At 62.9% G+C, this 25,108-nt stretch carries 25 protein-coding genes; 12 read left to right on the forward strand and 13 right to left on the reverse strand.

Features of this window, described 5'->3' with window-relative positions; genetic code table 11:
- Positions 1-56: 56 nt before the first annotated feature.
- The 6 genes from ABIB95_RS37110 to ABIB95_RS37135 form a co-directional block, all read right to left on the reverse strand.
- Entirely contained in the window at positions 57-830 is a 774-nt protein-coding gene (locus ABIB95_RS37110; RefSeq protein WP_354247127.1) for an amino acid ABC transporter ATP-binding protein, read from the reverse strand.
- A gap of 11 nt (positions 831-841) precedes the next feature.
- Positions 842-1,684 (reverse strand): transporter substrate-binding domain-containing protein, encoded by an 843-nt coding sequence (locus ABIB95_RS37115; RefSeq protein WP_502917918.1) that lies wholly within the window; start codon positions 1,682-1,684, stop codon positions 842-844.
- 22 nt (positions 1,685-1,706) lie between these two features.
- A complete protein-coding gene (locus ABIB95_RS37120) occupies positions 1,707-2,348 on the reverse strand; it encodes an amino acid ABC transporter permease (RefSeq protein WP_354247131.1) in 642 nt (213 codons plus the stop codon).
- 9 nt (positions 2,349-2,357) lie between these two features.
- Positions 2,358-3,026: an amino acid ABC transporter permease gene (locus ABIB95_RS37125; protein WP_354247134.1), complete on the reverse strand. Its 669-nt coding sequence runs from the start codon at positions 3,024-3,026 to the stop codon at positions 2,358-2,360.
- A gap of 100 nt (positions 3,027-3,126) precedes the next feature.
- Positions 3,127-4,200 carry a Gfo/Idh/MocA family protein gene (locus ABIB95_RS37130; protein ID WP_354247137.1) on the reverse strand — a complete coding sequence of 358 codons (1,074 nt, stop codon included), beginning with the start codon at positions 4,198-4,200 and terminating at the stop codon, positions 3,127-3,129.
- A gap of 19 nt (positions 4,201-4,219) precedes the next feature.
- Complete coding sequence (locus ABIB95_RS37135) at positions 4,220-5,053, reverse strand: sugar phosphate isomerase/epimerase family protein (protein ID WP_354247140.1); 834 nt, start codon at positions 5,051-5,053, stop codon at positions 4,220-4,222.
- Between the two features lie 128 nt (positions 5,054-5,181).
- Between ABIB95_RS37135 and ABIB95_RS37140 the strand changes: the two genes are divergently transcribed.
- Positions 5,182-5,940, forward strand: a complete 759-nt coding sequence (locus ABIB95_RS37140) for a TetR/AcrR family transcriptional regulator (protein ID WP_354247143.1) — start codon at positions 5,182-5,184, stop codon at positions 5,938-5,940.
- Positions 5,941-5,983: 43 nt separating this feature from the next.
- Here ABIB95_RS37140 and ABIB95_RS37145 read toward each other — a convergent pair whose 3' ends face one another.
- The 3 genes from ABIB95_RS37145 to ABIB95_RS37155 form a co-directional block, all read right to left on the reverse strand.
- A complete protein-coding gene (locus tag ABIB95_RS37145) occupies positions 5,984-6,481 on the reverse strand; it encodes a DoxX family protein (RefSeq protein ID WP_167768142.1) in 498 nt (165 codons plus the stop codon).
- A 26-nt stretch (positions 6,482-6,507) separates the two neighbouring features.
- The gene (locus ABIB95_RS37150) at positions 6,508-7,245 is read right to left on the reverse strand and encodes an SDR family oxidoreductase (protein ID WP_354247146.1); all 738 of its coding nucleotides are present in this window, start codon (positions 7,243-7,245) and stop codon (positions 6,508-6,510) included.
- Between the two features lie 198 nt (positions 7,246-7,443).
- Positions 7,444-8,850, reverse strand: a complete 1,407-nt coding sequence (locus tag ABIB95_RS37155; protein ID WP_354247148.1) for a DHA2 family efflux MFS transporter permease subunit — start codon at positions 8,848-8,850, stop codon at positions 7,444-7,446.
- A gap of 234 nt (positions 8,851-9,084) precedes the next feature.
- Between ABIB95_RS37155 and ABIB95_RS37160 the strand changes: the two genes are divergently transcribed.
- The 6 genes from ABIB95_RS37160 to ABIB95_RS37185 all read left to right on the forward strand — a co-directional run bounded on the left by ABIB95_RS37160 (position 9,085) and on the right by ABIB95_RS37185 (position 12,748).
- Complete coding sequence (locus ABIB95_RS37160; RefSeq protein ID WP_354247151.1) at positions 9,085-9,393, forward strand: hypothetical protein; 309 nt, start codon at positions 9,085-9,087, stop codon at positions 9,391-9,393.
- Between the two features lie 20 nt (positions 9,394-9,413).
- Positions 9,414-10,304 carry a sigma-70 family RNA polymerase sigma factor gene (locus ABIB95_RS37165; RefSeq protein WP_354247153.1) on the forward strand — a complete coding sequence of 297 codons (891 nt, stop codon included), beginning with the start codon at positions 9,414-9,416 and terminating at the stop codon, positions 10,302-10,304.
- A gap of 163 nt (positions 10,305-10,467) precedes the next feature.
- Positions 10,468-10,977, forward strand: a complete 510-nt coding sequence (locus ABIB95_RS37170; protein ID WP_354247156.1) for a DUF2867 domain-containing protein — start codon at positions 10,468-10,470, stop codon at positions 10,975-10,977.
- Positions 10,978-11,227: 250 nt separating this feature from the next.
- Positions 11,228-11,494: a DUF3551 domain-containing protein gene (locus ABIB95_RS37175; RefSeq protein ID WP_354247159.1), complete on the forward strand. Its 267-nt coding sequence runs from the start codon at positions 11,228-11,230 to the stop codon at positions 11,492-11,494.
- 244 nt (positions 11,495-11,738) lie between these two features.
- On the forward strand, positions 11,739-12,011 hold the full coding sequence (locus ABIB95_RS37180) for a hypothetical protein (RefSeq protein ID WP_354247161.1): 273 nt from the start codon (positions 11,739-11,741) through the stop codon (positions 12,009-12,011).
- Between the two features lie 170 nt (positions 12,012-12,181).
- Complete coding sequence (locus ABIB95_RS37185; RefSeq protein WP_354247164.1) at positions 12,182-12,748, forward strand: DUF1697 domain-containing protein; 567 nt, start codon at positions 12,182-12,184, stop codon at positions 12,746-12,748.
- Between the two features lie 66 nt (positions 12,749-12,814).
- On the opposite strand, the gene ABIB95_RS37190 is transcribed toward ABIB95_RS37185, so the two are convergent.
- The 3 genes from ABIB95_RS37190 to ABIB95_RS37200 form a co-directional block, all read right to left on the reverse strand.
- Complete coding sequence (locus ABIB95_RS37190) at positions 12,815-12,943, reverse strand: hypothetical protein (protein ID WP_256376431.1); 129 nt, start codon at positions 12,941-12,943, stop codon at positions 12,815-12,817.
- A 95-nt stretch (positions 12,944-13,038) separates the two neighbouring features.
- The gene (locus ABIB95_RS37195) at positions 13,039-13,500 is read right to left on the reverse strand and encodes a universal stress protein (RefSeq protein WP_354247167.1); all 462 of its coding nucleotides are present in this window, start codon (positions 13,498-13,500) and stop codon (positions 13,039-13,041) included.
- A gap of 758 nt (positions 13,501-14,258) precedes the next feature.
- The gene (locus ABIB95_RS37200; protein ID WP_354247170.1) at positions 14,259-17,363 is read right to left on the reverse strand and encodes an ATP-binding protein; all 3,105 of its coding nucleotides are present in this window, start codon (positions 17,361-17,363) and stop codon (positions 14,259-14,261) included.
- Between the two features lie 464 nt (positions 17,364-17,827).
- On the opposite strand from ABIB95_RS37200, the gene ABIB95_RS37205 reads away from it, so the two are divergent.
- The 5 genes from ABIB95_RS37205 to ABIB95_RS37225 all read left to right on the forward strand — a co-directional run bounded on the left by ABIB95_RS37205 (position 17,828) and on the right by ABIB95_RS37225 (position 23,143).
- Complete coding sequence (locus tag ABIB95_RS37205) at positions 17,828-18,016, forward strand: hypothetical protein (protein ID WP_354247173.1); 189 nt, start codon at positions 17,828-17,830, stop codon at positions 18,014-18,016.
- Between the two features lie 47 nt (positions 18,017-18,063).
- Positions 18,064-18,792, forward strand: a complete 729-nt coding sequence (locus tag ABIB95_RS37210; protein WP_354247176.1) for a sulfite exporter TauE/SafE family protein — start codon at positions 18,064-18,066, stop codon at positions 18,790-18,792.
- A gap of 389 nt (positions 18,793-19,181) precedes the next feature.
- Positions 19,182-20,297 carry a DUF2336 domain-containing protein gene (locus tag ABIB95_RS37215; RefSeq protein WP_354247179.1) on the forward strand — a complete coding sequence of 372 codons (1,116 nt, stop codon included), beginning with the start codon at positions 19,182-19,184 and terminating at the stop codon, positions 20,295-20,297.
- Positions 20,298-20,866: 569 nt separating this feature from the next.
- The gene (locus tag ABIB95_RS37220; protein WP_354247182.1) at positions 20,867-21,709 is read left to right on the forward strand and encodes an enoyl-CoA hydratase-related protein; all 843 of its coding nucleotides are present in this window, start codon (positions 20,867-20,869) and stop codon (positions 21,707-21,709) included.
- 486 nt (positions 21,710-22,195) lie between these two features.
- A complete protein-coding gene (locus tag ABIB95_RS37225) occupies positions 22,196-23,143 on the forward strand; it encodes an ABC transporter substrate-binding protein (protein ID WP_354247184.1) in 948 nt (315 codons plus the stop codon).
- Between the two features lie 154 nt (positions 23,144-23,297).
- On the opposite strand, the gene ABIB95_RS37230 is transcribed toward ABIB95_RS37225, so the two are convergent.
- On the reverse strand, positions 23,298-25,067 hold the full coding sequence (locus ABIB95_RS37230; protein ID WP_354247187.1) for an amidohydrolase: 1,770 nt from the start codon (positions 25,065-25,067) through the stop codon (positions 23,298-23,300).
- Positions 25,068-25,108: the final 41 nt, after the last annotated feature.

Genomic DNA, 25,108 nt, shown 5'->3' on the forward strand with positions numbered 1-25,108 from the left:
TGAGGCGTCCGGCAAGGGTGGACACCGGACCGCCGTCGCGCTGCGCCGGCACGGCTTCAATGATGTGGCAGAATTTCGCCGAGGAATTTTTTGGTGCGCTCGTGCTGCGGGGCCCTGAAGAAGATTTCCGGCTCCGCCTCCTCGACGATCCGCCCCTCCGCCATGAAGATCACGCGGTCGGCGACCTGTCGGGCGAAGCCCATTTCATGGGTGACGCAGATCATGGTCATGCCGTCGGTCGCAAGCCCGATCATGGTGTCGAGCACCTCCTTGACCATTTCCGGGTCGAGCGCCGAGGTCGGCTCGTCGAACAGCATCACCTTCGGTTCCATGCAGAGCGCTCGCGCGATCGCCGCGCGCTGCTGCTGACCGCCGGACAATTGCGCCGGGTATTTGTCCGCCTGGTTGAGGATTTTCACACGGTCGAGCAGCCGCCGCGCGGTCTCCTCGGCCGCCGGGCGCGGAATGCCGCGAGAGCGGATCGGTGCCAGCGTACAGTTCTCCAGCACCGTCATGTGCGGGAACAGGTTGAATTGCTGGAACACCATGCCGACCTCGCGGCGCACCGCGTCGATGGCCTTGCCTTGGCTGCCGAGATGCACGCCGTCGACGACGATCTCGCCCTTCTGGTAGTTCTCGAGCGCGTTGATGCAGCGGATCAGGGTGGATTTGCCCGATCCGGACGGCCCGCACAGAACGATCTTTTCGCTCGCGCGGACCGCCAGGTTGATGTCGGTCAGCACCTGGTAGGTGCCGTACCATTTGTTGACACCGCGCATCGCGATCATCGTGTCCGCCGTGATTGCGACCGACTTGGCTGCGACCGACATGGCACTCTCCGTTAGCTGACGGTGAAGGGGATGCCGGGAATGCTGTCGGGAAAGGCCGGCAGCGGGTTGTTCATCCACTTCGGATAGATCCTGGCCCATTCGCCGCTGGCGATGATCTTGTCGATGAAGCCGTTGACGAAGGCGTTGATCTCCTTCTCGCCGAGCCGCGTGCAGGCTCCGTTATAGAGTTTGGTGAATTCGAGCTTGTTCTCGTACGTGCCGGGTTTGGATTCGTTGAGGCGCGGAATGTAGAAGATGTTGCCGCCGACCGCCTGCACCTGCCCGGACAGCAGCGCCTGCATGGTCGGCGCATCGCCGTCGAAGCGGCGGATGGTGGTGCCGGGCGGCGCCGCCTTGGTCACGTCGGTGTCCTGCACGCTGCCGCGCGCGACGCCGATGACATATTTGCCCATGTCGGCCGGCGATTTGATCTCCATCTCCTTCGGCGCGATGAAGGTGATGATGTTGGCGCCATAGGGCTTTGAGAATTGCACCGCCTTGGCGCGCTCCGGCAGCATCGCCATGGTCGCAAACAGGATGTCGACGCGTCCCGACGTCAGCGCCGGGATGCGATTGGCGACAGCCAGCGGCGTGAATTCGGCGGATACGCCGAGCTCCTTTGCAAACAGCTCGGAGAGGTCGGCATCGAGGCCCTCCTGCTTGCCCGAGGAATTGACGAACCCCCAGGGCGGATTGTCGCCCTGGATCCCGATCAGCACCTTGCCGCGCGCCTTGATCTCCGAAGGCGTCACCGCGTAGGCGGCGCGCGACAGCACGAACGGCGAGGCGATCGCGGCGGCGCCGAGCGCCAGCATGTGGCGGCGATTGAACTGGATTATCTTTTTGGTCATCATTCCCTCTTCTGTGTTGAATTCATCATCGTGCCGCGGTGACGAGCCGCCGCTCCAGCCACGCGCCATAGAGCGAAAGCGGCCAGCACAGCGCAAAATAGAGCGCGCAGACCAGGCCGAGCACGAGCAGCGGCTTGAAGTTCTGGTTGGACACGATGGTCCCGGCGCGCATCAGCTCGGTGAAGCCGATGATGGCAGCAAGCGAGGTGCCCTTGATCAGCTGCACCAGGAACCCGATCGTCGCGGGCAGCGAGATGCGGATCGCCTGCGGCAGCACGACATCCTTCATCCGGTCGAGATAGCCGAGGCTGAGCGCCTTGGCGGCCTCGACCTGGCCGCGCGGCACCGCTTCGATCGAGCCGCGCCAGATCTCGCCGAGGAAGGCGCCGGCATGCAGGGTGAAGCCGATCGAGACGGAGACCCAGGGATCGAGCTTCAGCCCGGCGAGTGCGAGGCCGTAATAGACGACGAACAGCTGCATCAGCAGCGGCGTGCCCTGGAACAGCGCGATGTAGGCGGCCGCACCGCGTTCGAGCCAGCGCCGGCCCGACGTGCGTGCCAGCGCGACGCCGAGGCCGGCGACCGAGCCGAGCGCGAAGCCGATTCCCGACAGCGCCAGCGTCCATTTCAGGCCGCCGAGCAGGAACAGGAACTGGTTCTTGTCCATGCGCCGTCCTCACTTCACGGGATAGAGCAGGAAGCGCGCGTTGATCCGCGCGAACATCTGCATCAGCATCCACGACATCGCGAGATAGAGCAGCGTGACGACGCCATAGACCTCGAAGCTGCGGAACGTATTGGTCTCGATCGCCTGTCCGACCGAGGTCAGCTCATAGGCCGAGATCGCCGATGCGATGCTCGTCGTCAGCGTCAGCATGATGAATTGGCTGGTCAGCGAGGGGAAAATCGCGCGCAGCGCCGGCTTCAGCACGATCAGGCGGAAGATCAGGGTCCGGCTCAGGCCGAGCGCCAGTCCGGCCTCGACCTGACCCTTGTTGATCGACTGCACGCCGCCGCGGATGATCTCGATCGCATACGCGCCGCCGTTGACGCCGAGCGCGATGATCGCGGTCAGCGTGGGATCGAGGCGGATGCCGACCATCGGCAGCGCGAAGAAGACGAAGTAGATCTGGCCGAGGAATGGCGTGTTGCGGATTGCCTCGACGAACGCGATGACGAGCCAGCGCAGCGGCGCGAACCGGGAATCGCGCAGCAGCACGCCGCCGATCCCGATGATCAGCGCCAGCACCATGCCCGACAGCGCCAGGCCGAGCGTGCCGGCGCAGCCCCAGAGCAGCTCCGGCAGGCCCTCGATCACGGGTCCGAAATCGAACTTGTAGTTCACCTCGCTCCTCCCTCCGGGCCGCCCTCTTGGCGTGGCCGGGCCGCCCTCTTGGCGTGGCTTGGCCCGTTCGCGTCTGTCCGACGGCGGTGAAAGCCGTTCTCTAGGTCGTTGCCTGCTCACCGAGCGCCGCGTAGCGCTCGCGCAGGTCGATGCGCCGTCGCGCCGTCGCGGCCTCCGCGATCGCGAGCGTCACCAGCAGGCTTCGCGCGCCGTCCTCGACCGGCTGCAGCGACGGCGTCACGCCCCGGACCACGTCGCGGAAATGATCGAGCTGCGCGACGTAAGGATCGATCGACGCCGCATGATTGGCCTGCGCCTGGATCGGCCTGTTCCAGTCCTGCGCGCCGCCTTCCTGCGTCCATTGATCGAGACTTGGAAATTCGATCGCGCCGCGGCGGCCCATCAGGCGGTAGCTGCTCTGGCCGCTGAACGGAAACTCCGGCGCCTCGCCGAGACCCTGCTCCATCGTCCAGGGCGTCACCGCGCAATCGCTGAGGAAAAATGTCCCGAGCGCGCCGTTCTCGAACTCGAGCAGCGCCGCGGCGGTATCCTCGACCGCGAAGCCGCGCTGCCGGTTCGCGGCGATCGCCTCCACGGCGACGATCTCGCCGACCGCAAAGCGCAGGAAGTCGATCTCGTGGATCAGATTGATCAGGATCGGCCCGCCACCGGCTTGCGACCGCCAGGGCGCCGCCTTGAAATAGTCGGCCGGCTTGTGCGTGGCCCAGATCGCCGAGACGCCGACGACATCGCCGATGCGGCCCTCGCCAAGCAGCGCCTTGAGCGCCTTCACCTGCCTGTGATGGCGGCGGTGATGCCCGACCAGCGACCGGATGCCGGCCTTGCGGACCTCCGCGATCAGGCCGGCGGCGGTCTCGAGCGTATCGGTGACCGGCTTTTCGATCAGGATATGGATGCCGGCCCGCGCGCATGCGATGCCGTTCTCGGCGTGGAGCTGATTGGGCGATGCGATGATCACGGCCTCGGGCCGCGCCTCGTCGAGCAGCTTCCGGTAATCCGCGAAGACGCGTGCGCCAGGCTGCTCGGCTGCGACCTGCTCGGCGTTGACGTCGGCGATGCCGGCGAGCTCGTAGTCGCCATGCTCGGCCAGCTTGCGCAGATGCTTGCGCCCGATCAATCCTGCGCCGATCACGCCAATCCTGATTTTTGTCATCTCGTGCATTCCGTTGGGTTTAGGCCCAGCCGTGACAGTCGCGGCGTCTGGCGCCGCGGACATGGCCTTCGAGCAAGTTCCTGGTCGCGTTGAACGCCGTGGCGATCCGCTCTCTCGCGTCGAGTGCCGGCAACGGCATCTCGACGCTGAGGGCGGTGTCGGCGGGCAGGGCCTCCAGCAGTGCGCCGAGCGGCAGAGCGCCGTCGCCGGGCGGTAGCCGTCCCGCGCGCGCCTCGGCGATGATGGCCGCGTCCGTTGCCGGCGCTTCGGCGGCGGCATCGCAGAGTTGCGCGGCGCGAAGCCAATGGTCGGGAAGCGGGATCAGGTCGGCGGCCCGGCCGCCGGAGCGCGCTAGATGTAACGCGTCGACCAGAATGGAGCCGTTGGTCTGCCCTGCGTCGCGCACGACCGCCGCGGCCTGCGCCAGGGTGCCGATCGCGCGCCAGCGCATGAATTCGAGGTCGACGCGCAGTCCGAAGGACGCGGCGAGTTGGCAGAGCTCGGCGAAACGCGCGGTGAGCCGGGACCGATCCGGATCGTCGCCCGAAGCGATGATCGCTGTGGCGCCGAGATCGGCGCCGGCTTCGAGACAGCCTGCGAGCGAGGAGATGTCGATGGCGGGCTTGAGCTGGACCAGCTCGATGTCGCTGACCCGCACGCCCTCGCCGTCAAGCACGCGCTTCAGCGCTCGGTGGGCCTCGGTGCCGACCTGCGTCGGATAGGCCGGCCCGTCGCTGGTCGCCGGGATGAAGCGTAGCGCGACGGTGGCAAACCCGGCCCGCGCCGCCTCGGCAACCAGCGCCGTGGGCGCAAGCTCCAACGCGGTGAGATGGGCGAGGCCGAGCGCGGTCATGGCCTGCTCGCCTGCACAGGCAATCGCGGCAGTCGGGAGCTGGCGCGGCGGTCGCCGATCAGGCGCATGTGTCTCCTCCCTTATAATTAATCCATAGGTTAATTGATAATTACCCAGTGGGATAATTGATGTCAAGGGCCCACTATTGCGCTATGGAGGAGGGCGAGGCCGCGACCGGCCGCCGCGAACGACCGAAGGGCCAGATGCCAGGTGTGAAGAAGCAGCCCGTCCGGGCGGCGAAGGCGGTGCCGATCAAGCGGCGCGACCGCGAGCGGACGCGGCAGGAGATCCTCGACATCGCCTTCGAGGAGTTCGCCGAGAACGGCTTGTCCGGCGGCAACACCGACGCCATCGCCGCCCGCGCCAACATCACCAAGCGGCTGATCTTCTACTATTTCAACTCGAAGGAAGAGCTGTTCACCGCGGTGCTGGAGATGGCCTATGCGGAGATGCGCGCCGCCGAGGAGGATCTTCATCTCGAGGCGCTGGAGCCGGAGGCCGCGATCCGCCGGCTTGCCGAGTTCACCTTCGATTTCCACCAGGCCCATCCGCAATTCGTGCGCCTCGTCAGCATCGAGAACATCCATCGCGGACGGCACATGGCCGTCAGCCGCAGGCTCAAGGAGATGACGCAGCCGAGCATCAGCCAGATTGACAAGGTGCTGGAGCGCGGCGCGGCCTGCGGCGCGATCCGGCCCGGCATCGATCCGGTCGAGCTGCACATGACGCTGAATGCGCTGAGCTTCTTCGCGGTCGCCAACCGTCACACGTTCGAGGCGCAATTCGCCTTCGACATGTCCTCGCCAAAGGCGAGGGCGCAGCGCCGCGCCGAGATCGCCGATCTGCTGTGGCGTTGTGTGCGGGGGGATCGAACGGCGGCGGTGTGAAGACCTCGCGCGGCCGGAGCGGGCAGGGCCGCCCGGCGCGCCTTCAAAGCTCCCGTCCAATCAAGCGGTCCGCGGAAAATCGTCCGCCGCCCCGAAACGACATGTGCAGGGCAACGAGGCCCATCAGGAACGGGTACTCCATGCCGCGATCGATCCAGGCCCATTTGGGATAATGGATCAGGCAGATCATCGCCATCTGCACGGCGACCATCGGCGCGACGAGGCGGGTGAACAGCCCCGCGGCGAGCATGATGGCCCCGATGGTTTCCAGCAGCATCACGAAATAGCCGAACGCCACCGGGGCCGGAAAATGCAATGAATTGGTGATGAAATTGATGGAGCTCGCGAACGGATTGGCCATGGCGCCGTGGGACTCGCCGAGCAATTTCGGCAAGCCGTGCGTGAACAGGATCAATCCGAAGGCAACGCGCAGAAACGCATAGGAAACGGGATTGGCGATCTCGTAGAAATTTCGCAAGCCAGGCAACAGCAGGGACGCGGGGCTGTGCCGTGGGGCCCCGCCCGTGATCGCATCGCTCATGGTCATGATCTCCAGACGATGCGGCTTCAGATGATGCCGCCATTGGCGCGCAGGATCTGGCCGTTGATCCAGCCGCCGTCGGGCCCGACCAGGAACGAGATCGCGCGCGCGATGTCGTCGGGTTCGCCGAGACGATGCAGAGGCGTGCGGTCGATGATCGGCGAGATGTCGTGCTGGTTGGCGTTGTGGAACAGCTCGGTGTTGACAGGGCCCGGCGCGATCGCGTTGACCGTGATCCGCCTCACGCCCAGCTCCTTCGAGAGGATGTGGGTGATCGCCTCGATGCCGGCCTTGGTCGCGGCGTAAGCCGCATAGGTCGGCTGATACAGCCCGACCACGCTGGTCGAGAAATTCACGATCCGGCCGCCCTCGCGCAGCCGCTTCGCCGCTTCGCGCAGCGCATAGAAGGTGCCGGTGAGGTTGATCGCAATGGTCTGGTCCCACACCTCGTCGGTGGTCTGGGCCAATAGGGCGACCTTCATGATCCCGGCATTGTTGACGAGCACGTCGACGCCGCCGAACACCGTCTCGGCCGCGTCGAACAGCGCGCGCACGTCGGCCAACTTGCTGATGTCGGCCTTGACCGCAATCGCCGCTCCGCCGGCGGCCTTGATCTTCGCCACCAGCGCCTCGGCCGGCGCAGCGCCGCTCGCATAGTTGACGACGACGGCGAGGCCGTCCCGCGCCAGCCGCTCGGCGACCGCCGCGCCAATGCCCTTCGAGCTGCCGGTGACGATGGCTGTGCGTGGGTGCTGGGTGGTCATGGTGGGGTCTCCCTGTTTGATGGGGAGATAATAGGCGGGGAGGTTGGCTGGATAATCCCGCTGGAATTGGCTTCACTGTTCGGGTGGGACGAACAGTTAATGGTGCCGGTATCCGCCGCTGACGGCTTGGCGGCCCTTATCTTGGCATGAGGGAGGTCATCACCTCAACGTCACCGCAGCCCCGTGCCTGTCTCAGCGTCACGCATCTTGCGGCGCGGCTGCTCCGGCGGTCCGTCGCCGTGCCGGCAGGAAAAGCCCCGCAATCGCACCGGCCAACGACAGCATTGCGGCAAGGCGCATCGCCGCAGCAAATCCGCTCTCGAAATGCGCGGCCGAGTAGGCCCCGCCGTTGGCCGAGAAGTTCGCCACCAGCGCAGCGATGCCGAACATGCCGCCGAGGAAGCGGCCCATGTTGAAGACGCCGGACGCCTTGCCGATCTCAGCCACTGCGACCGAACTCAGGATCGCGTTCTGCGCTGCCGGCATCGCCATCGAGACGCCGACGCCGGCCAGCACCAGCGGCGCGACCAGGGCGGAGTAGGCAATCGCGGGGCTCACGATCTCCGCGATCCAGCCAAGGCCGATCGCCTGCATCAGCAATCCCGTCACCACCAGCGGCCGCTCGCCGAACCTGTTGACGACCGCGCCGGCGATCGGGGCGGTGACGAACAGCGTCGCGGTCCAGGGCAGCAGGCGAAGTCCGGCGCCGAAGGCGTCGAAGCCCAGGGCGGTCTGCAGGAACTGCGGCAGCAGGAACAATACGCCATACATCGCGGCGTAGAACAGGACGCTTGCGGACATGCCGGAGGCGAGGGCGCGCGATGCAAACAGCCGCATCGGCACGATCGGCGCGGCCGCGCGCAATTCCCAGAGCACGAAGCCGGCTGTGAACACCAGGCCTGACATCAGCGTGCCCATGACCTCGGCGCTCGCCCATCCCACTGCGTTGCCGCGCAACAGGCTCCAGACCAGCGCCAGCGCCGCGAGGGCGACGAGCGACAGTCCGGGGATGTCCAATGCGGCAGCCGGTCCGAAGCTTTCGCGCAAGCGTGCCAGCACCAGGGTGATCACGATCAGGCCGATCGGCAGGTTGATCCAGAAGACCCAGCGCCAGCCGAAATGTTCGGTGATGAAGCCGCCGATGGCCGGGCCGATGATCAGCGCGCAGCCGGTGATGCTGGCGAAAATGCCGAGCGCGCGGGCGCGCTCCTCGCGGCCGAACGTGCCGCTCAGGATCGCCATCGCCAGCGGCATCACCAGCGCGGCGCCGGCGCCCTGCAGCGCGCGGGCGGCGATCAGCGCGGTCGCATTGCCGGCGAGCGCACAGGCCGCCGACGCAACGACGAACAGGGCGATCCCGGCCGCGAACATGCGACGGCGACCGAAGCGGTCGCCGAGCGCGGCGCCGGTCAGGAGCAGCACGGCAAAGGTCAGGTTGAAGGCGTTGACGGTCCATTGCAGCGTCTCGACCGGGCTGCCGAATTCGGCGCGGATGGTCGCGAATGCTGTCGTAATGATCATGGCGTCCAGCGCCATCATGAAGGATGCCAGCGCGGTGACGCCAAGCACCCAGTTCTTCTCGGCGCGATTGGTCGGGGTCTGCATCGCCCTCTCTCCGTGTGTCGAGCCACCCTCTCGCGGCGCGTTCTGCCGGCTAGACGAGGCCGGAGGGGCAAAGGATGCGCCCCGAAATATTTTTTTCCGGGCCGCATCCTTCGCCGGCCGCCAAACGTCCTTGGGGATGACGCGGCCATTGACGCGAGCTTGATCCGGAAAAGCGGGGCACCGGTTGTCTGGGAAAGCCATGCGGGAGGTCGCGACATGAGCAAGGAGCGCGCGATGAAAAGGACGTTGATCAGGTACAAGGCCAAGCCGGAGCTGGCCGACAGGAACGCCGAGCTGGTTTCGGCCGTATTTGCGGAATTGAAGGCGGCCGGGCCGGACGGCGTGCGTTATCTGACGCTGCGGCTGGAGGACGACACCTTCATCCATCTGGTCGAGGCCGCGGCCGAGGACGGCTCGAGCCCGATCCCGAAACTGAGGGCGTTTCACGCGTTCCAGGACGGCATCCGCGACCGCTGTGCCGAGCCGCCGCTGGTTCGTGATGTGAGGATCGTCGGCAACTACCGTATGCTGGACGAGTCCTGACCAGGCGAGGCGGAGGAGCAATGGCGCCGGAGCCACTGGCCACCATCGATATCGAGGCGCTGCTGGCGCGGATGCGGCCGAAGCTGCATCGCTACTGCGCGCGCATGGTCGGCTCGGTCATCGACGGTGAGGACGTGCTGCAGGATGCGCTGATCAAGGCGATGGGAGCGCTGCAATCGGTCACACCCGTCGTCAATACGGAGGGCTGGCTGTTCCGCATCGCGCATAACACCGCGCTGGATTTCCTGCGTCGCCGCAACCGGCAGGAGGCGCTTCATTCGGCTGAGGAGGTGGAGATGATTGCCGACCAGCTCGATGATGTGGAAAGCCGCCAGATCGCTGCGACCAGCCTGCGTACCTTCATGCGGCTGCCGGTGGCGCAGCGGTCCAGCGTGATCCTGATGGACGTGCTCGGCTGCTCGCTTGCCGAGGTCTGCGATATCATGGATTTCAGCCTGCCGGCGGTGAAGGCCGCGCTGCATCGTGGGCGCACGCAGCTGCGTGAGTTTGCCGAGGAGCCTGACGATGTGCCGCAGCCGGGCCTGTCGGAGGCCGATCGCACGCGGCTCAACGCCTATGTCGGCCATTTCAATGCACGCGACTTCGACGCGATCCGCGCCATGATCGCCGATGACGTCAGGCTCGAACTCGTCAACCGCACCAGGCTGAATGGCAAGGCCGAGGTGTCGCGCTATTTCGGCAATTATTCGAAGATTAGCGACTGGCACCTGGTGACGGGGCAGGTCGACGGACGTCCCGCGATCCTGGTGTTCGATCCGAACGAGCCGAGCGGGCGGGCGAAATATTTCATGCTGTTGAATTGGTCCGCCGACAAGCTCGCCACCATCAGGGATTTTCGTCACGCAGCCTACGTTATCGATGGTGCGGAGTGCGTCGTGGATGGAGGATGAGTGGGCGTGGCCGGCAGCGTGGTCTGCGCTTCAGTTTCAATGACCACTGAGCGGGAAGGGGGGCACCGACCTGCCCGGTGGCCTCGCTGCTTGTTGGAGAGTCCCGCGGGTGCTATTGGTCTCCACCACCTCTTCGCTTCCATTCAGTCCGGGCAGAACATCTATGGCGCGCGTTGCTCGAGTGGATTTGCCGCAACGTTCGGTGCTCAAGCCGCTCTACGCCAAGGCGGGCTTCGCTGACGCATTCGCGATCGATCTGCCGAGCCATGCGACGGGCGACGCCGAGCGCCTCGCCACCCATATGCTTATGGGTCAGGCGCGGTGGGTTGGCTGGCTAGTGGCTCTAAGGGACACTTTGGTTGCGGGGTTTGGTCTTAAGACATCGTCCGAATTGCGCGATGACGTTGCGACCGACAGGATCGATTTCTTTCGGGTCTACGATCGGCGTCGTCACGAGATTATTCTTGGCGAGGACGATCGCCATCTCGACTTCCGTTTGTCCGTTTTGGTTGAAGAGTCCGCTTTGTGCCGCCGACTTGTCGCCACAACGGTCGTGACCTTCAATCATTTGGGAGGGCGGGCCTATATCGCGGGAATCGCGCCCTTCCATCGCCTGATCGTAAAGTCGTCATTGCGTCGAGCCGAGCGATCGGGCTGGCCACCTGAGCTGTGAGGTCGAGCGCCGCCGGCTGGACCAAATTCGGTACGTGCTGGGTCGGCGACAAGCCCGCCACCATCAGGGATTTTCGTCACGCACCCTCCGTTATCGATGGTGCGGAGTGCGTGGTGGAGCGGAGCACGGGCGTGCCGCCCCTGTGGCACATAACAGCGATTTAATCTCTCCACCTGCAAAGTATCCGAGATCTGAAACGTTAGCTCACGAGAGTTCTCGCATCCAGCGAGCGCTACACAGGAGTTCCCTCATGCATCGTCATCTTGCCATCGCCGTCCTTGCGGCGGTTTCCACCCTGACCGTCGCGGCATCCTCTACCGCCGTGTCCGCAACCGAGGTGCAAGACAATTATTGCCTGCAGGGCCGCCAATCGGGCTACCCCGGCAATTGCGAGTTTTCCACCTTTGAGCAGTGCCGTGCCACCGCGAGCGGCACCAACGAGAGCTGCGGTATCAACCCGATGCGGGCCTACGCGCCGCAGCAGCAACGGCACGTGCTGCATCGCAGCCGGGATTGAGCGGCAAGCGATGAAGGGCGCCGGCGACGGCGCCCTTCATCGATGTGGCTGCTCCACCGAACAAGCAGAAATGCGTCGGGACGCACGGCCGGCCCGTCGATGGCATGCAATCCAGCGCTGTCGTCGTCATCTCCCGAAATCGCGAAAGACCTGATGCGGCCCTCGATCGCAGACATCGGGACGGCCGCAATCGCGGTGACCGGAGTATTCGAGTAACCTCGCGATCGGAGAGGCGAGCGCGATCATGTCCAGGTTCCTGCAATGGTTCTTTCGGAATCGCGAAACCGGTGACATCACGATCGCCCAGGTCCCCAACCTCGTTCTTTGGGTCGTCATCGTGGCCGGTGCCCTGCGCTGGGTCTGGCAGCCGCTGGGCAATGCCGCTATTGCCCTGGACATCGTGTTCAAAGGCGGCCTCATCATTTGGGCCCTCGACGAGATTTTCCGCGGGGTGAACCCATGGCGGCGCTGTCTTGGCGGAGCCGTGCTGGCTTATGAGCTCACGACCTTTCTGTGATGGATCGCCCAGAATACTGCACGAAGCTTGATGTTGCCGGCCGGAATACCAGTGGCTTCATGGTGCGGGCTATTACGGTGACAGTGCTTGACTGCACCCCGTAAGATATTTGACGTTGTGAACGATAAAGCTGGTCAGGATAGCCGACCGAGAACGAGAGCCATCCAACGATGACGACCTACGTGGCCCTGCTTTACAGTGTGGTTCTCCCGCTCGGCCGGCGATTGGCGATGGCCGAGCTGCGTGCCATGGCGCAAGGCCTCGGCCTCCACGACCCCAGAACCATCGGCGCGACGGGAAATCTGACGTTTGACAGCGACAAGGCGTCGATTTCCGAGTTGGAAGAAAATCTCGAAGCGGCCTTCAACGTGCGGTTCGGCAAGCATGTCGCAATCATCGTTCGCAACGCTGACGCGTGGCGACGCCTGCTACGCGCAAACCCGTTTCGTGCCGAAGCGACCGCTGATCCGCAAAGGGTCGCTGTTCGCGTGATGCGCAGTCCAATCCCGAAAGGCGGCGAAAACGCCCTGGCACGCTATATCAGCGATGAACGAATAGCCGTCGCCGGCGGCGATCTCTGGATCCATTTTACGGGCGATCCAGCGCGATCGCGTTTGCTTTCGGCGTTAGGCGCGGGGCGCCTGAAGGGCGTCAGCACGTTGCGCAACACGAATACGCTAAGGCGAATCGGTGACGCCGTGACTTCGGCCCGATCCAGCCGGGCTGATCAAAAATAAAATCGATTGCTGGGAAGTGCCCTGTCATCGCAATCCCCCGGGAATAGAGCGGTCATCAACTCAACATCACCGCACCCCCGTGCCCTTGCAGCGCTGGCACTTCACCACTTTCTCGCCCTTCTTGAGCAAGCCTTTGCCCTCGCAATTTTTGCATTTCTGCTTCTTCTTGATGTTCGGGCCTTTTTCACTGACCATAAAATTCTCCTGCCGCGTGAGAGCGGTCGATTGGCGCCTTGTTTCGGTTGGGCTCGCCCAGCAGAACAGCCGAGTGGCGTGGGGTAAGCCCTGCACTATGCCGGCTTCGGCACGACCAGCACCGGCACGCTTCCGTACACCAGGACCTCGGATGTCTGGCTGCCCAAAAACAGCTTCCTGAGGCCGCGACGCCCGTGAGAGGCCATGACGATCAGGTCGCAGCCTCTCGACTCTGCTGCTTCAATGATCGCAGTCGCCGGGTGCGCATTCGGAACGTGCAGGAGTTCCGCAGGCGTGCCGATCTGCTCCGACATGGCGCGCGCGTCGTCGAGCACTTTGCCTGCACGGGCTTTGCAGGCTGCGTCATAGCTGTCAACCTCCTCCTGCGTCGGAATCCATCCCGAGGCGTGTCCGCTCCCATAGTCGACCGGCAGCGCTTCCGTCACCGTGATGATCGTCAGCCTGGCGTTCAACGCCTTCGCCAGGGCAATGCCATGCTCAACGCCTTTTCGCGCGACGTCCGATCCGTCCGTGCTCAAGAGAATGTTGGCGTACATTCGACCAATCCTTTGCTCTTCGAACAAAGTGATGCCTGGGTAATATGGTCTTATACGCGCCGTGGGTCCATGCGCGTTTTCGGTCTCGCCGTCACAGCCTCAACAAGGCTCGCCTCGCACCGCGTGGACGCGTCCGGTTCTCGGCTAACTAAACTTTTATTCACGTTCGGTGCAGGCAACCGAATCCGGCGTAGAGCTCTGTCTCGTGTCCGAGAAGATTGTACGCGCCTCGGAAACTACTTTGTGACTTGGGAATAAGCGCGCGACAACGCACGTCTAAGGGTGGTGGATCGGATCTCTTGCCTCGCGGGGGATCCCCCAAACGAAAGGAACCACCACGATGACACCATTCAAAAATCCCATCGCGTCAGTCCTGTCCAAGGCCCTGTTGACCGGACTGGTCGTCACCGCAATCTTCAGCACGCCGCTCCAGGCGCGTGAGCACCGCACCGGCGATCGGCACACCGAACAGGGCGTGGGGGCGAGCTCCCGCTTCGAGCGATCGATCGCTGCGCCGGCCTACCACGCATTTGCGCCAGTGCCCTCGGATCAACCGGGTGGAGTTTGCGACCACGGGGATAACCCCATGATATGCTGAGCAGCGGACCTCGCCGGCGTTCGCAAGGATTGGCGCGCGGCGCGAAGCTCAAAATAGCTTAGCCATTTTCATCGCAACTTGCCGCACAGCTTAACGCCATTTCGGCCGACTGAGCGGCAGATTGCAGACCTGGCCGCCATGCGTGTCGAGGCGGATCGGGTCAATGGCGTGCACTGTCGGGCCGCGAAGGCAGAGAGGTCATTGCTTCCAGTTGCGCTGTTCGCGTCGCCAACATGGCGAGCAAGCTCTTGTGCAGCCGATCCCCGGGTTCGAAATTTTGCGCGAGTCTTCGGACGGTCTCGACAAATCGCATGCGATACGTCGCCGCTCTGTCGACGTCGCCGTACTTCGCGAAGATCTCGGCGGCCGTGCGGTACACCCGCCAGGAAGCAATCGGGAAGTCGGCACTGTCGACGATCTCCAGCGCGCGGGACAGCTGCAACTGAGCCTCCGCTGAATTGCCCATGGCAAGCGCAGTACGGGCGAGCAGTCCGTGGGCCTGGGCCAGGTGATTGAGATCCGGAGCCGTGGCCACATAATCGTGGAGCTGGCGCGCACAGCTCTCAGCCTGCGTAAAGTCGTCAACCTGCAGGTAATATTCGCCGAGACAATGATACACCTGCGTCGCGGCGGTAAACTCGATGTCGATGCCTTCTTCATGCCTGCGGCGCTCGATGTCATCAAATTGCCTGCGAGCTCCCGACGGGTCGTTCAGCCCGACATAGGCCTTGGCAAGGACGGCCCGCTTGTGGAAGTACGTCGACTGGTCTCCGACCAGCAGACTATCGTCGACGCTTTCGCAGAGCTCACGGGCTCCATCAAAGTCCATCGCTTCGACGTGCAACCAGGCAAGCGTCAGCCGGCACAATGCGCTGCTGGGGCCGTTCGCGTTCCTGACGGCCAGTTCGAGGCCGGCCGTGATTTCACGTCGCAATTCGCGCCACTCGCCCAGATGAATAAGCGCGATCGACTCAAGAACGTTGAACAGAACAAAAGTGTAGACGTCGCCGGCCAGACGCGCCAACCGCTTGCCTTCCGTGCCGGCGCGGCGGCACTCCTGGTACTGCGACCTCCAGCAATCAACGATGCCGGATATTCCATTGCGCCTGATCAGGATGCCATAATTCGTGGCATTCGCGCTCAGCTCGATCGCCCTGTCGCAGAGCGTGGCGTCCTGTTTGCGCCAGCCGTTGAGGAACAGGTTGACGCTCGCGCTGCTGCCCTGGACCAGGGCCTTGAATGTGTCGTCGGCCAGCGCCTGGCTTCGCGACAGCACATCTTCAGCGGCCTCAAGGCAGGCGTGGCGATCCACGCGCAAGCAGAGGCTGCTCACGGCCGTGAGGCCGTTGAGCTGTTGCTGGACATCGCCCGCTTGTTCGGCGCAGGCAATCATGTCTCGCAGATCACGGATGGAGCCGGCGAGGTCGCCGCACGAGCGAAGAGCCCAGCTTCGCTCCCGCAGAAGAGCGACGCGGGTTGAGAATTTGTCGGCAGCATCGAAACGATCGAGTATGCCAAGCGCGCGGGTCAGATAGCTTGCGGCCTCCGCATGGCCGAGGCGTTTCGTCGAGTTCTTTGCCGCTTCTCGGAGGTAACGCAACGCGCTCGGAAAGTCGCGACCCTGCTCGAAGTGAAGTGCAAGCGCGGGCGCTATTTCAGGGGTGCGGCCGGCATAGGCCTCCTCCAGCCTCTTGCCCAGGCGCTTGTGCGTTTGTGCGCGGCGCCCGGGCGGCAGATTCTGATAAATGATGTTCTGATAGAGAATGTGGCGGAAAGCGTAGGCGCCCGAATATGTGCCATCGGGCCACTCGGAAACCCCTGACCGAGCGAGGATTTGATCCTTCCGGATCGACGCTTCGATGTCCCTTTCGACGTCGATCGCATCGTCGGACAGACCGGCCGCAACGAGGGCCGCAGAAAATTCCTCGCCGGCAACGCTGGCGACGTCGAGCAGACGCCGCTCGTTGTCGGTGAGGCGATCGAGCTCGTGGCCGATCATGTTCACGAGGCTGTCTGGAATGCGGTCCTGCGCAAATGCCGCCTGTGAGGACAGGCGCCATCCGTCGTCCATTTCGATGATCGACTCCTGGTCGATCAAGTGCTTGAGCAGCGTGGCAACAAACAGGGGATGTCCCAGCGTTCGCTCGAATACCGGCTTTGACAGGCTGGAGGCAAGTTCCTCGTCGTCGAAGCGCAATGCCAGGTAACGCTCGACCTCGGGACGCGACAACCGATCGAGGCGCAATTCGCTGCAATATCCATGAATCTCGAGATCCCGGTGCAGGCGAGGGATGGGATGCCCGCCGACGGAACTGTCGGCCGGACGATAGGAGCAGAGGACCAGCAGGCGCGCCTTGCCGTTCCCGCGCGCGAAGCGAGACAGTACGTCGAGTGTCGCGAAGTCGCTCCAGTGCAGATCTTCGAGAACAAGAACCCAGGGGCGGTCGATGCTCAGCGCTTCCAGAAGATCGCAAAATTCGCGCAGCATCCGCTCGCGCGTCGCGCCGAACACTTCGTCCTGGAAAGCCGCGCGTTCCGATGCGTCGATGACGCCTGGCAATTGCAGGATCCAAGTGGGTGCGTGGGCGCGAACTGCCGAAATCAATTCCGGACCGTTTGCGCGATAACGGCTCACCAGCGCATCGATGAGTGGAAGAAAGACTTCGTCTGTTCCGAACCGTTCGGTGCAGCGCCCATAGAGCTGATCGAAGCCCTGTTCCGTCAGCTGCTCCAGCGCCTTGGCGATGAAGGCCGTTTTGCCGATCCCGGCTTCTCCGGTGACAAAAGTCATCTGCCGTTTGCCGGACAGGACGTGCCGCGTCATCTGGTCGATCGTCGCGAAGGAGGGGGTCCGGCCGACCACCAGGGTGGAGATTTCGGTTTTCAGAGTTACGACCGCGTTCTCGACCTCCCTGGCCGCTTCCCGCACCGTGCCGATAAAGCGGACGCCTTTGCGCGGCAAAGTCTTGATCAGCCGCTGCGCCTCGCCGGAATCGCCTATTCCGGTACGGGCTGCGTTGATGCGGGTGGTGAGCGCTGACTCCGAGACGATGCGCCCGCCCCAAATTGCACCGATCAGATCGTCCTTGGTCACCACCCGGCTGCGGTGGCGGATCAGATATTCGAGGATGTCAAAAACCTGGGGCTGCAACGGGATCGTACGTCCGTCACGGCGCAATTCCCGCCGGTCGGTGTCGAGGACAAACTCGTCAAATAGGTACAGCAAAACAATGCCTTCGGAGGTGTGCGCAAGGCGGATATTCAACCGGTACGCGGGCCCGAAAGCAAGCACACCCTTCAGAATCAAGGAAACGATAAGAACAAATTAAGCTCGCCTTAAAGCGTGGCCCCGCGTCCCGCTCGATACTTCCAGCCGTATCCGGTCACTCACACAAGGTGTTCGTGTCATGCGCTTGGAAGATAAGGCACGGCGTCTCACCCGCGTGTTCTATGGGTTGTTGCTTCACAAGATGTTTCAGTCGCTCGTGGCATCCTCCGTACCATTGTTTAACGGCAGAGCTTCACCCAGAGGCGATGCGTCAATTTCAGCGAGTTCGTTTGTCGCCTCCACGGGGTCTTCCCGAAAGGAAGGCTGGTTTGGGCGCCTCCTTCAAGCGCTCCACCATGCGCGACGGCTGCAGGCAGAGCGCACCCTTCGACAGAACCACCACCTGATCGACAATGGGTGGCCCCAGTTTGCCTCTCGGTCAGATGTTGGAGGGCGAGACAATGCCGGTCAGTGAAAAGTCGCCCGAACGCAAGCTTCGGATTTCGGCGCCGGGCGAGAATACGCTGCTCGCAACGATCGCCATCTGCGTTGTCATTTTTCACATCCTTGCGGCCACGATGTTGACGTCGACCCGCCAGGGCGATGCCGGGGCACCGCCCGAGCCGCCCGGACTGTCGTCCGGGGACTGATCGCCAGGTCGCTATTCCAGGATTTGACAGACAGGAAGGGTTAGCTCATGGGCGACATGGCGTCGTTTTGCCTGCTCAGCATTGCCGTGTTTTGCGGCGCTTTCGTCTCGGGCCTCGCGGGCTTTGCCTTTTCGGCGGTGGCCGGCGCGATTCTCCTTCACGTTCTCCCACCACGGGAGGCGGTCCCGCTGATGATGGCCTGCAGCATCACCGTGCAAGCCGCGGGTCTTTGGGCGCTGAGAAAAAGCATCTGCTGGAAGCAGAGCTCGGGACTGGTCGTCGGCGGATTGCTCGGCGTTCCGATCGCCGTGTGGTTGCTGCAAGCTGCAGACGCCCGGATCTTCAGGGAGAGCTTTGGTCTCGCCGTCGCCTGCTACGCGGCCTACACGTTATTCCGGCCGGCGCTTTCTCATCGCTTGCAGATGAATGCGGGACGTAATGCATTGATCGGCTTCAGCGGAGGCTTTGTCGGCGGGTTGACGGCAATGCCGGGTGCAATACCGACCATATGGTGTGACATCCACGGCGTGCCGAAAACCGAACAGCGCGGAATGGTTCAACCCTTCATCGCCGCCATGCAGATATTCGCACTTGTTCTCATGCTGATCCGAGGAGATCTGTCGACAAAGGTCCTGGCTGACTTCGCCGTCGGCATCCCGGCGCTCGTTGCAGGAACAGCGCTCGGGATTTACGTCTTTCGCTGCGTCAATGACGCGCTGTTCCGGCGAATTATTCTCAGCATCTTGCTGGTTTCGGGACTGTTGCTGGTATTTTAGTTACGCCGGGCGCGCCTCCAGTTACAATGGCAGCCATTCGAGTACGGCACGCAGTAGCACTGTCACCGTAATCCCTTGAGCGTGAGCCGAACCATTCGGTGGGCCGTGCCGCTGCCCCAGCCGAGGTCATCTTTCGCTTGCCCGAGGCTGCTGCTGGTCAAGGCGCGCGATCTCGCGGGTGCAGCTACGTTGGGCGGGTTGTCGACGGCGTCCGCTCCCTCCAGGTCAGGCAATACCTAAAATTCGATCGATCTGATTAGGCGGATCTTATGCCCGATCCAAGGCGGCGGGAATGATTTTACCGCGTGTTCAGGTCTGGGTGGTGTCATCGCCCATTGCTTTGAAATCCGCTTTTGTCGTTCGATTATTTTCAAACTGCGAGCGCATCAATGGCTGCTATCACGTCATTCCTGGCCGAGTTGGACGAAGCAGTTGCGAGAGGAAATCCCGAGAGTTGTCTGCGGGCCCTCTGGCATGCGGCAGACATCCTGATCGCCGGCACTTATTCCGAGGAGCAGATCTGGACGTTCGGTGAGGTCATCGGTCGTCTCGCGCAGGAGATTGAAGCGGGCGCGCGGGCGAAGCTTGCAGGAAAGCTCGCATGCAGCTCAAACGCGCCCTATGCGTTGACCCGGCAGATGGCAAGCGACGACTGCATCGATGTCGCATGGCCGGTTCTCAGTCAGTCGGAGCGCCTTGACACCGAGACATTGATTGCGTGTGCCAAGAACAAGAGCCAGCAACATTTGCTTGCAATCTCCAAGCGACAAACGGTCCCGGAAGCGGTCACCGATGTCCTGGTGGTGCGGGGATCTCCCGAGGTCGTAACCTCGGTCGCTTCAAATGCCGGGGCGAACCTCTCCAAATCCGGATTTCTGCACCTGGTGCGGCGGTCGGAAGGGGATTCGATCCTCGCCGAGTCGGTGGGACTTCGAAAGGATATTCCCCGACATCTCTTCCACCAGTTGATCGCCAAAGCCTCTGAGGAGGTGCGGCAAAAGCTGAAGAGGGAGCGTCCGGATATCGAACATCAGGTCCATCGCGTCGTCGTCGATGTCACCGGGGCCATTCACGCCAGGTTTGGCCCGGCGTCGAAGGATTACTTCACCGCGAAACGCACGGTGGCAAAACTGCACGAGAGAGGCGAATTGACGGAAGACAAGGTCTTCGAGCTTGCTCACTCTCTCAAGTTCAACGAGACCACCGTTGCCCTGTCGTTGCTCTGTGGGCTTCCAATAGACGTCGCGGAACGGGCATTGATCGAGAAGGATCGCGAGCCGGTGTTGATCCTGGCCAAGTCTCTCGATTTCTCATGGCCCACCACTATGGCGCTGCTGTTCCTGGGCGCGGCCAACTACCGGATAACCGTTGGCGAGCTGGATCAATTGAAGATCGATTTCCACCGGTTGAATGTCAAAGCGTGCCGGGAGGTTGTCACCATCTACCGGACGCGAAAGGAGGAGGTTTTCGGCGGCTCGTCTCAACAGCCCCGGCGCATGATCTAGGACCGCAATCCCGACGTCAGACATGCGTGGATGCGGGTGCGGCTCACGCAACGGTGAGCGTGCTGATGTGCCGTTCGCGCAGCTGTGATTTTCCACTGCGTGTCTTTTCCCAAGCGCATACCTAGCTAATCCTTGTCAAAAAAATTCGCAGGAAACGCTTTCAACAGAGCAGCCGATTCTAGCCAGCGCGAACGCTCCGCACGAAAACAACAACCGTTCGGAGTACGATTATGATTGGATTCAGGACTTCCATTATTGCAGCGATGATGTCGATTGGCGCGATAAGCTCTGCAAGTGCCCAGTGCCCGACGTGGGCGACTCAAAATCCAGCTTCGTTTCAGGCGCAATATCCCAACAGGGATATATTGAACGACTGCGAGTTAACGCCAGCAGGCAGAATGGGCCTCGAACTCCCTGGCGGCGCGGCTCCCTGGTATGGGGCCAACAGGGCTTATGGGGCAATGCCTGGCGTTGCTCAACACCACAGCTTTCAGCACCGATCGCGGTGAGTAGTGGCCGTTCTTTTCGGGACGGTTGCGTTGCAGGCCCAGAAATCGGGAGACAAGTCGATGACATCACAAACCGACGAGGCCGCGCAGTCCAGGCTTATGGCGGACATCCCGTACGATCAGCAGACGAAGATCACCATCGAGCGCAGAGGCCAAATTGTACTGATTGGCATCAATCGGCCCTACATCGACAACCGGCTGGATCCGGATGCGACAGAAAGCTTGGCGAGAGCATACTACGAGTATGATCGGGACCCTTCGCTCCGTGCGGCGGTTCTGTTCGGCTATGGCGACCGCTTCTCCAGAGGTGTCGATGTCGATGCCTACAAGGCATTCGCTCAGTCTGGAAAAAAGATGATGGATGGGCCCGGCTTCATCGACCCTCTAGGGCGGACCAGGCCAGCGCTCACGAAGCCTCTGGTTGTCGCGGTGCATGGCGACACCTGGAATATGGCGCACGAGCTTTTCCTTGTAGCGGACATACGCGTAGCGTCGGAAGACACGGAGTTCGGTCAGGATGAGAACACGCACGGCCGTTTTCCCGGAGGCGGTGCAACGGTTCGTTTCCCCAGAGAAGCCGGATGGGGAAATGCCATGCGGTTCATTCTAACAGGCGATCATTGGGGTGCGAAGGAAGCCCTCCGGATGGGAACGGTTCAGGAAGTGGCCCCAAATCGAGATGCGGCGCTCGCGAAGGCTGTCGAGATCGCCAACAAGATCGCCGCATGCGGCCCTCTCGGCATTAAGACGTCCCTGGCCTCCTCCCATATGGCGCTCGAAGACTCTCAGACGGCGCTCGCTAAGCTCGGCGACCAATATTGTGCGCTGCTCACGACCAGGGATTTCCAGGAAGGCCGTGATGCCGAGGCACAAAAGCGTCCACCCGTTTACGAGGGACGGTGACCACAAGCTCGCGGACGGTCGTGTTGCGTTCGCGTATCGCCAGCGTATTTGGTTCTACCAAGTCTCGCCGAAGGGCAGGCGCTCTTCGACTGTTGGGCGACGTGCCACGCCTCATTGGGATGGCGGCGGGCTGGACAAGGAAGTCGTTGGGTGCATCGGGACGGGGTTGGCAGTCAACCTCAAAACGGCAAAGGCTCTCGATGTGGCTGTACCGCCAGGGCTCCTCGCCCGCACCGACGAAGTGATCGAGTGAGGACGGCTTACTTCTACTGATGGCCCCAATGCGAAGTGCAAGCGAACTGCGAGGTGGTCCGCTTATCGGGGCGGACCGGAAGTGACCGGCCGACTTCCCAGGCGCCGTTTTTGACCCGTTGCGGACATTGCGTCGCACGGTTAGGGCGGGCTGCCAGCCCTTTTCTCGCTCGGCTCCCGGTTGAAAAATGCTAGGCTGTATGCCTCAGTCGGGCGCTTCAAACGAGTAACTCAATGAGGCGGCGCGAGTTCATCACGCTCGTCGGCGTTGCCGCGGTTATGGGCCCGAGCCCGGCGCGGGCGGAGCAGACGAGAAAGCTACCCATCATCGGATTCTTGGGCCCGGCCTGGTCGGCCCAAGATTTCGAGGATCGGTTGCGCGATCTCGGTTGGATCGCGGGGCGGACCGTTGCGATCGAGTATCGCTCTGCGGAGGGACATACCGAACGCTCCAACGAAATTGCGACCGAGTTCGTCCGGCTCAAGGTGAATGTCATCGTCACGGTGGGGGGATCTCCGACCCTCGCGGTAAAACGCGCGACATCGCTCATCCCAATTGTCTCCATTTCTGGCGACCCTGTGGGCAGCGACCTCGTCGCAAGTTTGGCCCGACCGGACGGCAATGCGACCGGCCTGGCGCTCAACCCCATCAGTCTTGCCGGCAAGCGCCTCGAGCTGTTGCGCGAGGTTGTCCCAGGTTTCCGCCGCTTGTCCGTTATGGTCAATGCCAATAGCCCCGGTTTCAAAAACAGGATGGATGAGGTGCAGGCGGCGGCCTCCGCGCTCGGCCTCCAGGCGACGATATTGGAAATCCGGCGCGCAGAGGACGTTGCATCGGCTTTCGAGGCCCTCAGGGACCGTGCGGACGCACTCTATGCCGTCGGCGTCCCACTCACCTTCGCCATTGCGACCCGAGCGCTGACCGCGCGAATTCCAACGATGTTTGAATACCGAGAGTTCGTCGATGCGGGCGGGCTGATGTCCTACGGCGTGGACGCAACCCACCTATGGCGGCTTGCCGCGACCTTTGTCGACAGGATTTTGCGCGGGGCGAAGCCCGCCGACTTGCCAGTCCAACAGCCGACCAAGTTCGACCTCGTCATCAATCTGAAGACCGCCAGGGCACTCGGTCTGAAAGTACCGGAATCATTCCTGTTACGCGCCGACGAGGTGGTTGAATGAGCGCGGCTGCCGGGCAGCCACCAAGGGACCGCCGCCCAGGAACTGGCTGGAACGTATGTCGGCCCGAGCTGCATGGTGTGAGACGAGAGCAAATATCGCTGCATTGGACAACAGGCCGAGATTTCGCGAGAGCGGCCCAGCGCGCCTCCATCTCCTATTTCGCATTCGCGAAAACATCCGCCGCGTAGACGGCCTTGCCACCCACGACCGTCAGCAGGGACGCCGTGGCGCCAATTTGCTCGACGGGGACGGACATGAAATCCCGGTCGAGAACCGCGAAGTCGGCGAGCTTGCCGTTTTCGAGCGTGCCACGCCGCGTCTCGTCGAAGCAGAACCAGGCGCTTCCCACGGTGTAGAGGCGCAAGGCATCTTCGCGGCTGGGTGTTTCGGCCGGGCCGCGCGTCGAGTGTCCGCCGACGGTCTTGCCGTCGAGCATCCATTGCAGCGCTACGAACGGATTGTAGGATGCGACCCGATGCGCATCCGTGCCGGCCCCGACATGGACGCCCGTCCGCAACGCCGTGACGATGGGCGGCATCTGGCGCGCAGCTTCGCCGGCCTGCGCCACGATACGGTCGCCTCCGAGGTACATGGCGTCCTGCATGGTCCAGCCCACACCAAGGGCCTTCATCCGCGTCAGCGTTTCGGGCGAGGTGTTGTCGAGATGGGCGATGGACCAGCGCAGCGGCGCGATCGGCGTCTCCTTGTTGACCTCTTCATAGAGGTCGAGGAGCTGATGGACGGATTTGTCTTCCTGCCAATGGATGGTGACCGTCAGCCCTTGTTTTGCCGCCCAGCGAATGATCTCAAGGAACTTGTCCTTCGCCGCCGCGTCGGGCGCGTTGTTGTTGTACATGGCGCCGGTGATCCGCTCGCCGATTCCGTTGAATCGCAGCATGTCGTCGCCGAATCCCATCGGCAGGAACGGCGTGAGGTTCTTGTACTCCTCGAATTCGGCGCCGACATTCTGGGCGAACAGGCTGTAGGCGACACGCACCGAAAGTGATTTCTCACGCCAGAGCTTTTGTAGGGCGGCGTAGTGGCTGGGGTAAATGCTGAAGCCGCCGGGATCCACGATCCCGGTAATTCCGAGACGATTGAGCTCCGTGAAGAACTGCCGGGTCCCGGCGACATTGTCTTCGAAAGTCGGCCGCGGCAGCCGATCGAACAGCGCGGAGATACTGACGATGGAGCCGTTGAACCAGCCCGTGGTTTCGCCCGATGTGGCGCGCTCAGACGTGATACCGGCCGGCAACTGATCCGCGGAGATCCCGAGGGCTTGCTGCGCCTTCGGCGTCATCAGCAGCGCCGAATAGAACAGCTGGATGTAGGCCGGATTGTCAGGCACGGCCGACATCACCTCGGCGAGCGTCGGCCGCCGCTTCTCCGCAAATTGCAACTCGCTCCAGCCACCGGCCACGATGATCCAGGACGCCGGGCGCGCTTTGGCCGCCTGGCGCAGGCGTTCCATGGCTTCGTCGATGGTCTTTGCACCGATCCAGTTGACCTCGGTGGCGTAGGTGAGGCCGGCGCGCACGGCGTGAATATGGGAATCGATCAAGCCCGGAATGATGGTGCGTCCGCCGGCGTCGACGCGGCGCGTCGCGGGCCCGATCAGGCCTTCCATGGCATCGTTGCCGCCAACTGCAACGATCTTGCCGTCGCGGACGGCGAGCGCCTGCGCGATCGTCGATGCAGGATCCAGCGTCACGATCTTTGCGTTCGTGACAATGAGGTCGGCCTTTTGTGCGTAAGCCGAAGTGGCCCAGCACGAGATCACCAAAATCGCCAGAAGCTTGCGCATGTTCAGTCCCGGAATGAGAGAGGCAGGAATGAGAGAGGCAGGAACGGCGCCACACATCCACCGCTGGATGCGCTCGCGGGTATCGCGTGTCGCAACGGGGAGTGTCGCGATCTTGATCATGTCTGGCTCCAACAAAATCAGCCGGTCCACCGGAAAATTCG

Source organism: Bradyrhizobium sp. LA2.1, from assembly GCF_040547725.1.
In the GTDB taxonomy this organism is placed as follows: Bacteria; Pseudomonadota; Alphaproteobacteria; order Rhizobiales; family Xanthobacteraceae; genus Bradyrhizobium; species Bradyrhizobium barranii.

Coding starts and splice junctions, on each gene's coding strand:
- ABIB95_RS37110 (WP_354247127.1), bottom strand. CDS start 830: ATGTCGGTCGCAGCCAAGTCGGTCGCAATCACGGCGGACACGATGATC.
- ABIB95_RS37115 (WP_502917918.1), bottom strand. CDS start 1,684: ATGATGACCAAAAAGATAATCCAGTTCAATCGCCGCCACATGCTGGCG.
- ABIB95_RS37120 (WP_354247131.1), bottom strand. CDS start 2,348: ATGGACAAGAACCAGTTCCTGTTCCTGCTCGGCGGCCTGAAATGGACG.
- ABIB95_RS37130 (WP_354247137.1), bottom strand. CDS start 4,200: ATGACAAAAATCAGGATTGGCGTGATCGGCGCAGGATTGATCGGGCGC.
- ABIB95_RS37135 (WP_354247140.1), bottom strand. CDS start 5,053: ATGACCGCGCTCGGCCTCGCCCATCTCACCGCGTTGGAGCTTGCGCCC.
- ABIB95_RS37140 (WP_354247143.1), top strand. CDS start 5,182: ATGTCAAGGGCCCACTATTGCGCTATGGAGGAGGGCGAGGCCGCGACC.
- ABIB95_RS37145 (WP_167768142.1), bottom strand. CDS start 6,481: ATGAGCGATGCGATCACGGGCGGGGCCCCACGGCACAGCCCCGCGTCC.
- ABIB95_RS37150 (WP_354247146.1), bottom strand. CDS start 7,245: ATGACCACCCAGCACCCACGCACAGCCATCGTCACCGGCAGCTCGAAG.
- ABIB95_RS37155 (WP_354247148.1), bottom strand. CDS start 8,850: ATGCAGACCCCGACCAATCGCGCCGAGAAGAACTGGGTGCTTGGCGTC.
- ABIB95_RS37160 (WP_354247151.1), top strand. CDS start 9,085: ATGAAAAGGACGTTGATCAGGTACAAGGCCAAGCCGGAGCTGGCCGAC.
- ABIB95_RS37165 (WP_354247153.1), top strand. CDS start 9,414: ATGGCGCCGGAGCCACTGGCCACCATCGATATCGAGGCGCTGCTGGCG.
- ABIB95_RS37170 (WP_354247156.1), top strand. CDS start 10,468: ATGGCGCGCGTTGCTCGAGTGGATTTGCCGCAACGTTCGGTGCTCAAG.
- ABIB95_RS37175 (WP_354247159.1), top strand. CDS start 11,228: ATGCATCGTCATCTTGCCATCGCCGTCCTTGCGGCGGTTTCCACCCTG.
- ABIB95_RS37180 (WP_354247161.1), top strand. CDS start 11,739: ATGTCCAGGTTCCTGCAATGGTTCTTTCGGAATCGCGAAACCGGTGAC.
- ABIB95_RS37185 (WP_354247164.1), top strand. CDS start 12,182: ATGACGACCTACGTGGCCCTGCTTTACAGTGTGGTTCTCCCGCTCGGC.
- ABIB95_RS37190 (WP_256376431.1), bottom strand. CDS start 12,943: ATGGTCAGTGAAAAAGGCCCGAACATCAAGAAGAAGCAGAAATGCAAA.
- ABIB95_RS37195 (WP_354247167.1), bottom strand. CDS start 13,500: ATGTACGCCAACATTCTCTTGAGCACGGACGGATCGGACGTCGCGCGA.
- ABIB95_RS37205 (WP_354247173.1), top strand. CDS start 17,828: ATGCCGGTCAGTGAAAAGTCGCCCGAACGCAAGCTTCGGATTTCGGCG.
- ABIB95_RS37210 (WP_354247176.1), top strand. CDS start 18,064: ATGGGCGACATGGCGTCGTTTTGCCTGCTCAGCATTGCCGTGTTTTGC.
- ABIB95_RS37215 (WP_354247179.1), top strand. CDS start 19,182: ATGGCTGCTATCACGTCATTCCTGGCCGAGTTGGACGAAGCAGTTGCG.
- ABIB95_RS37220 (WP_354247182.1), top strand. CDS start 20,867: ATGACATCACAAACCGACGAGGCCGCGCAGTCCAGGCTTATGGCGGAC.
- ABIB95_RS37225 (WP_354247184.1), top strand. CDS start 22,196: ATGAGGCGGCGCGAGTTCATCACGCTCGTCGGCGTTGCCGCGGTTATG.
- ABIB95_RS37230 (WP_354247187.1), bottom strand. CDS start 25,067: ATGATCAAGATCGCGACACTCCCCGTTGCGACACGCGATACCCGCGAG.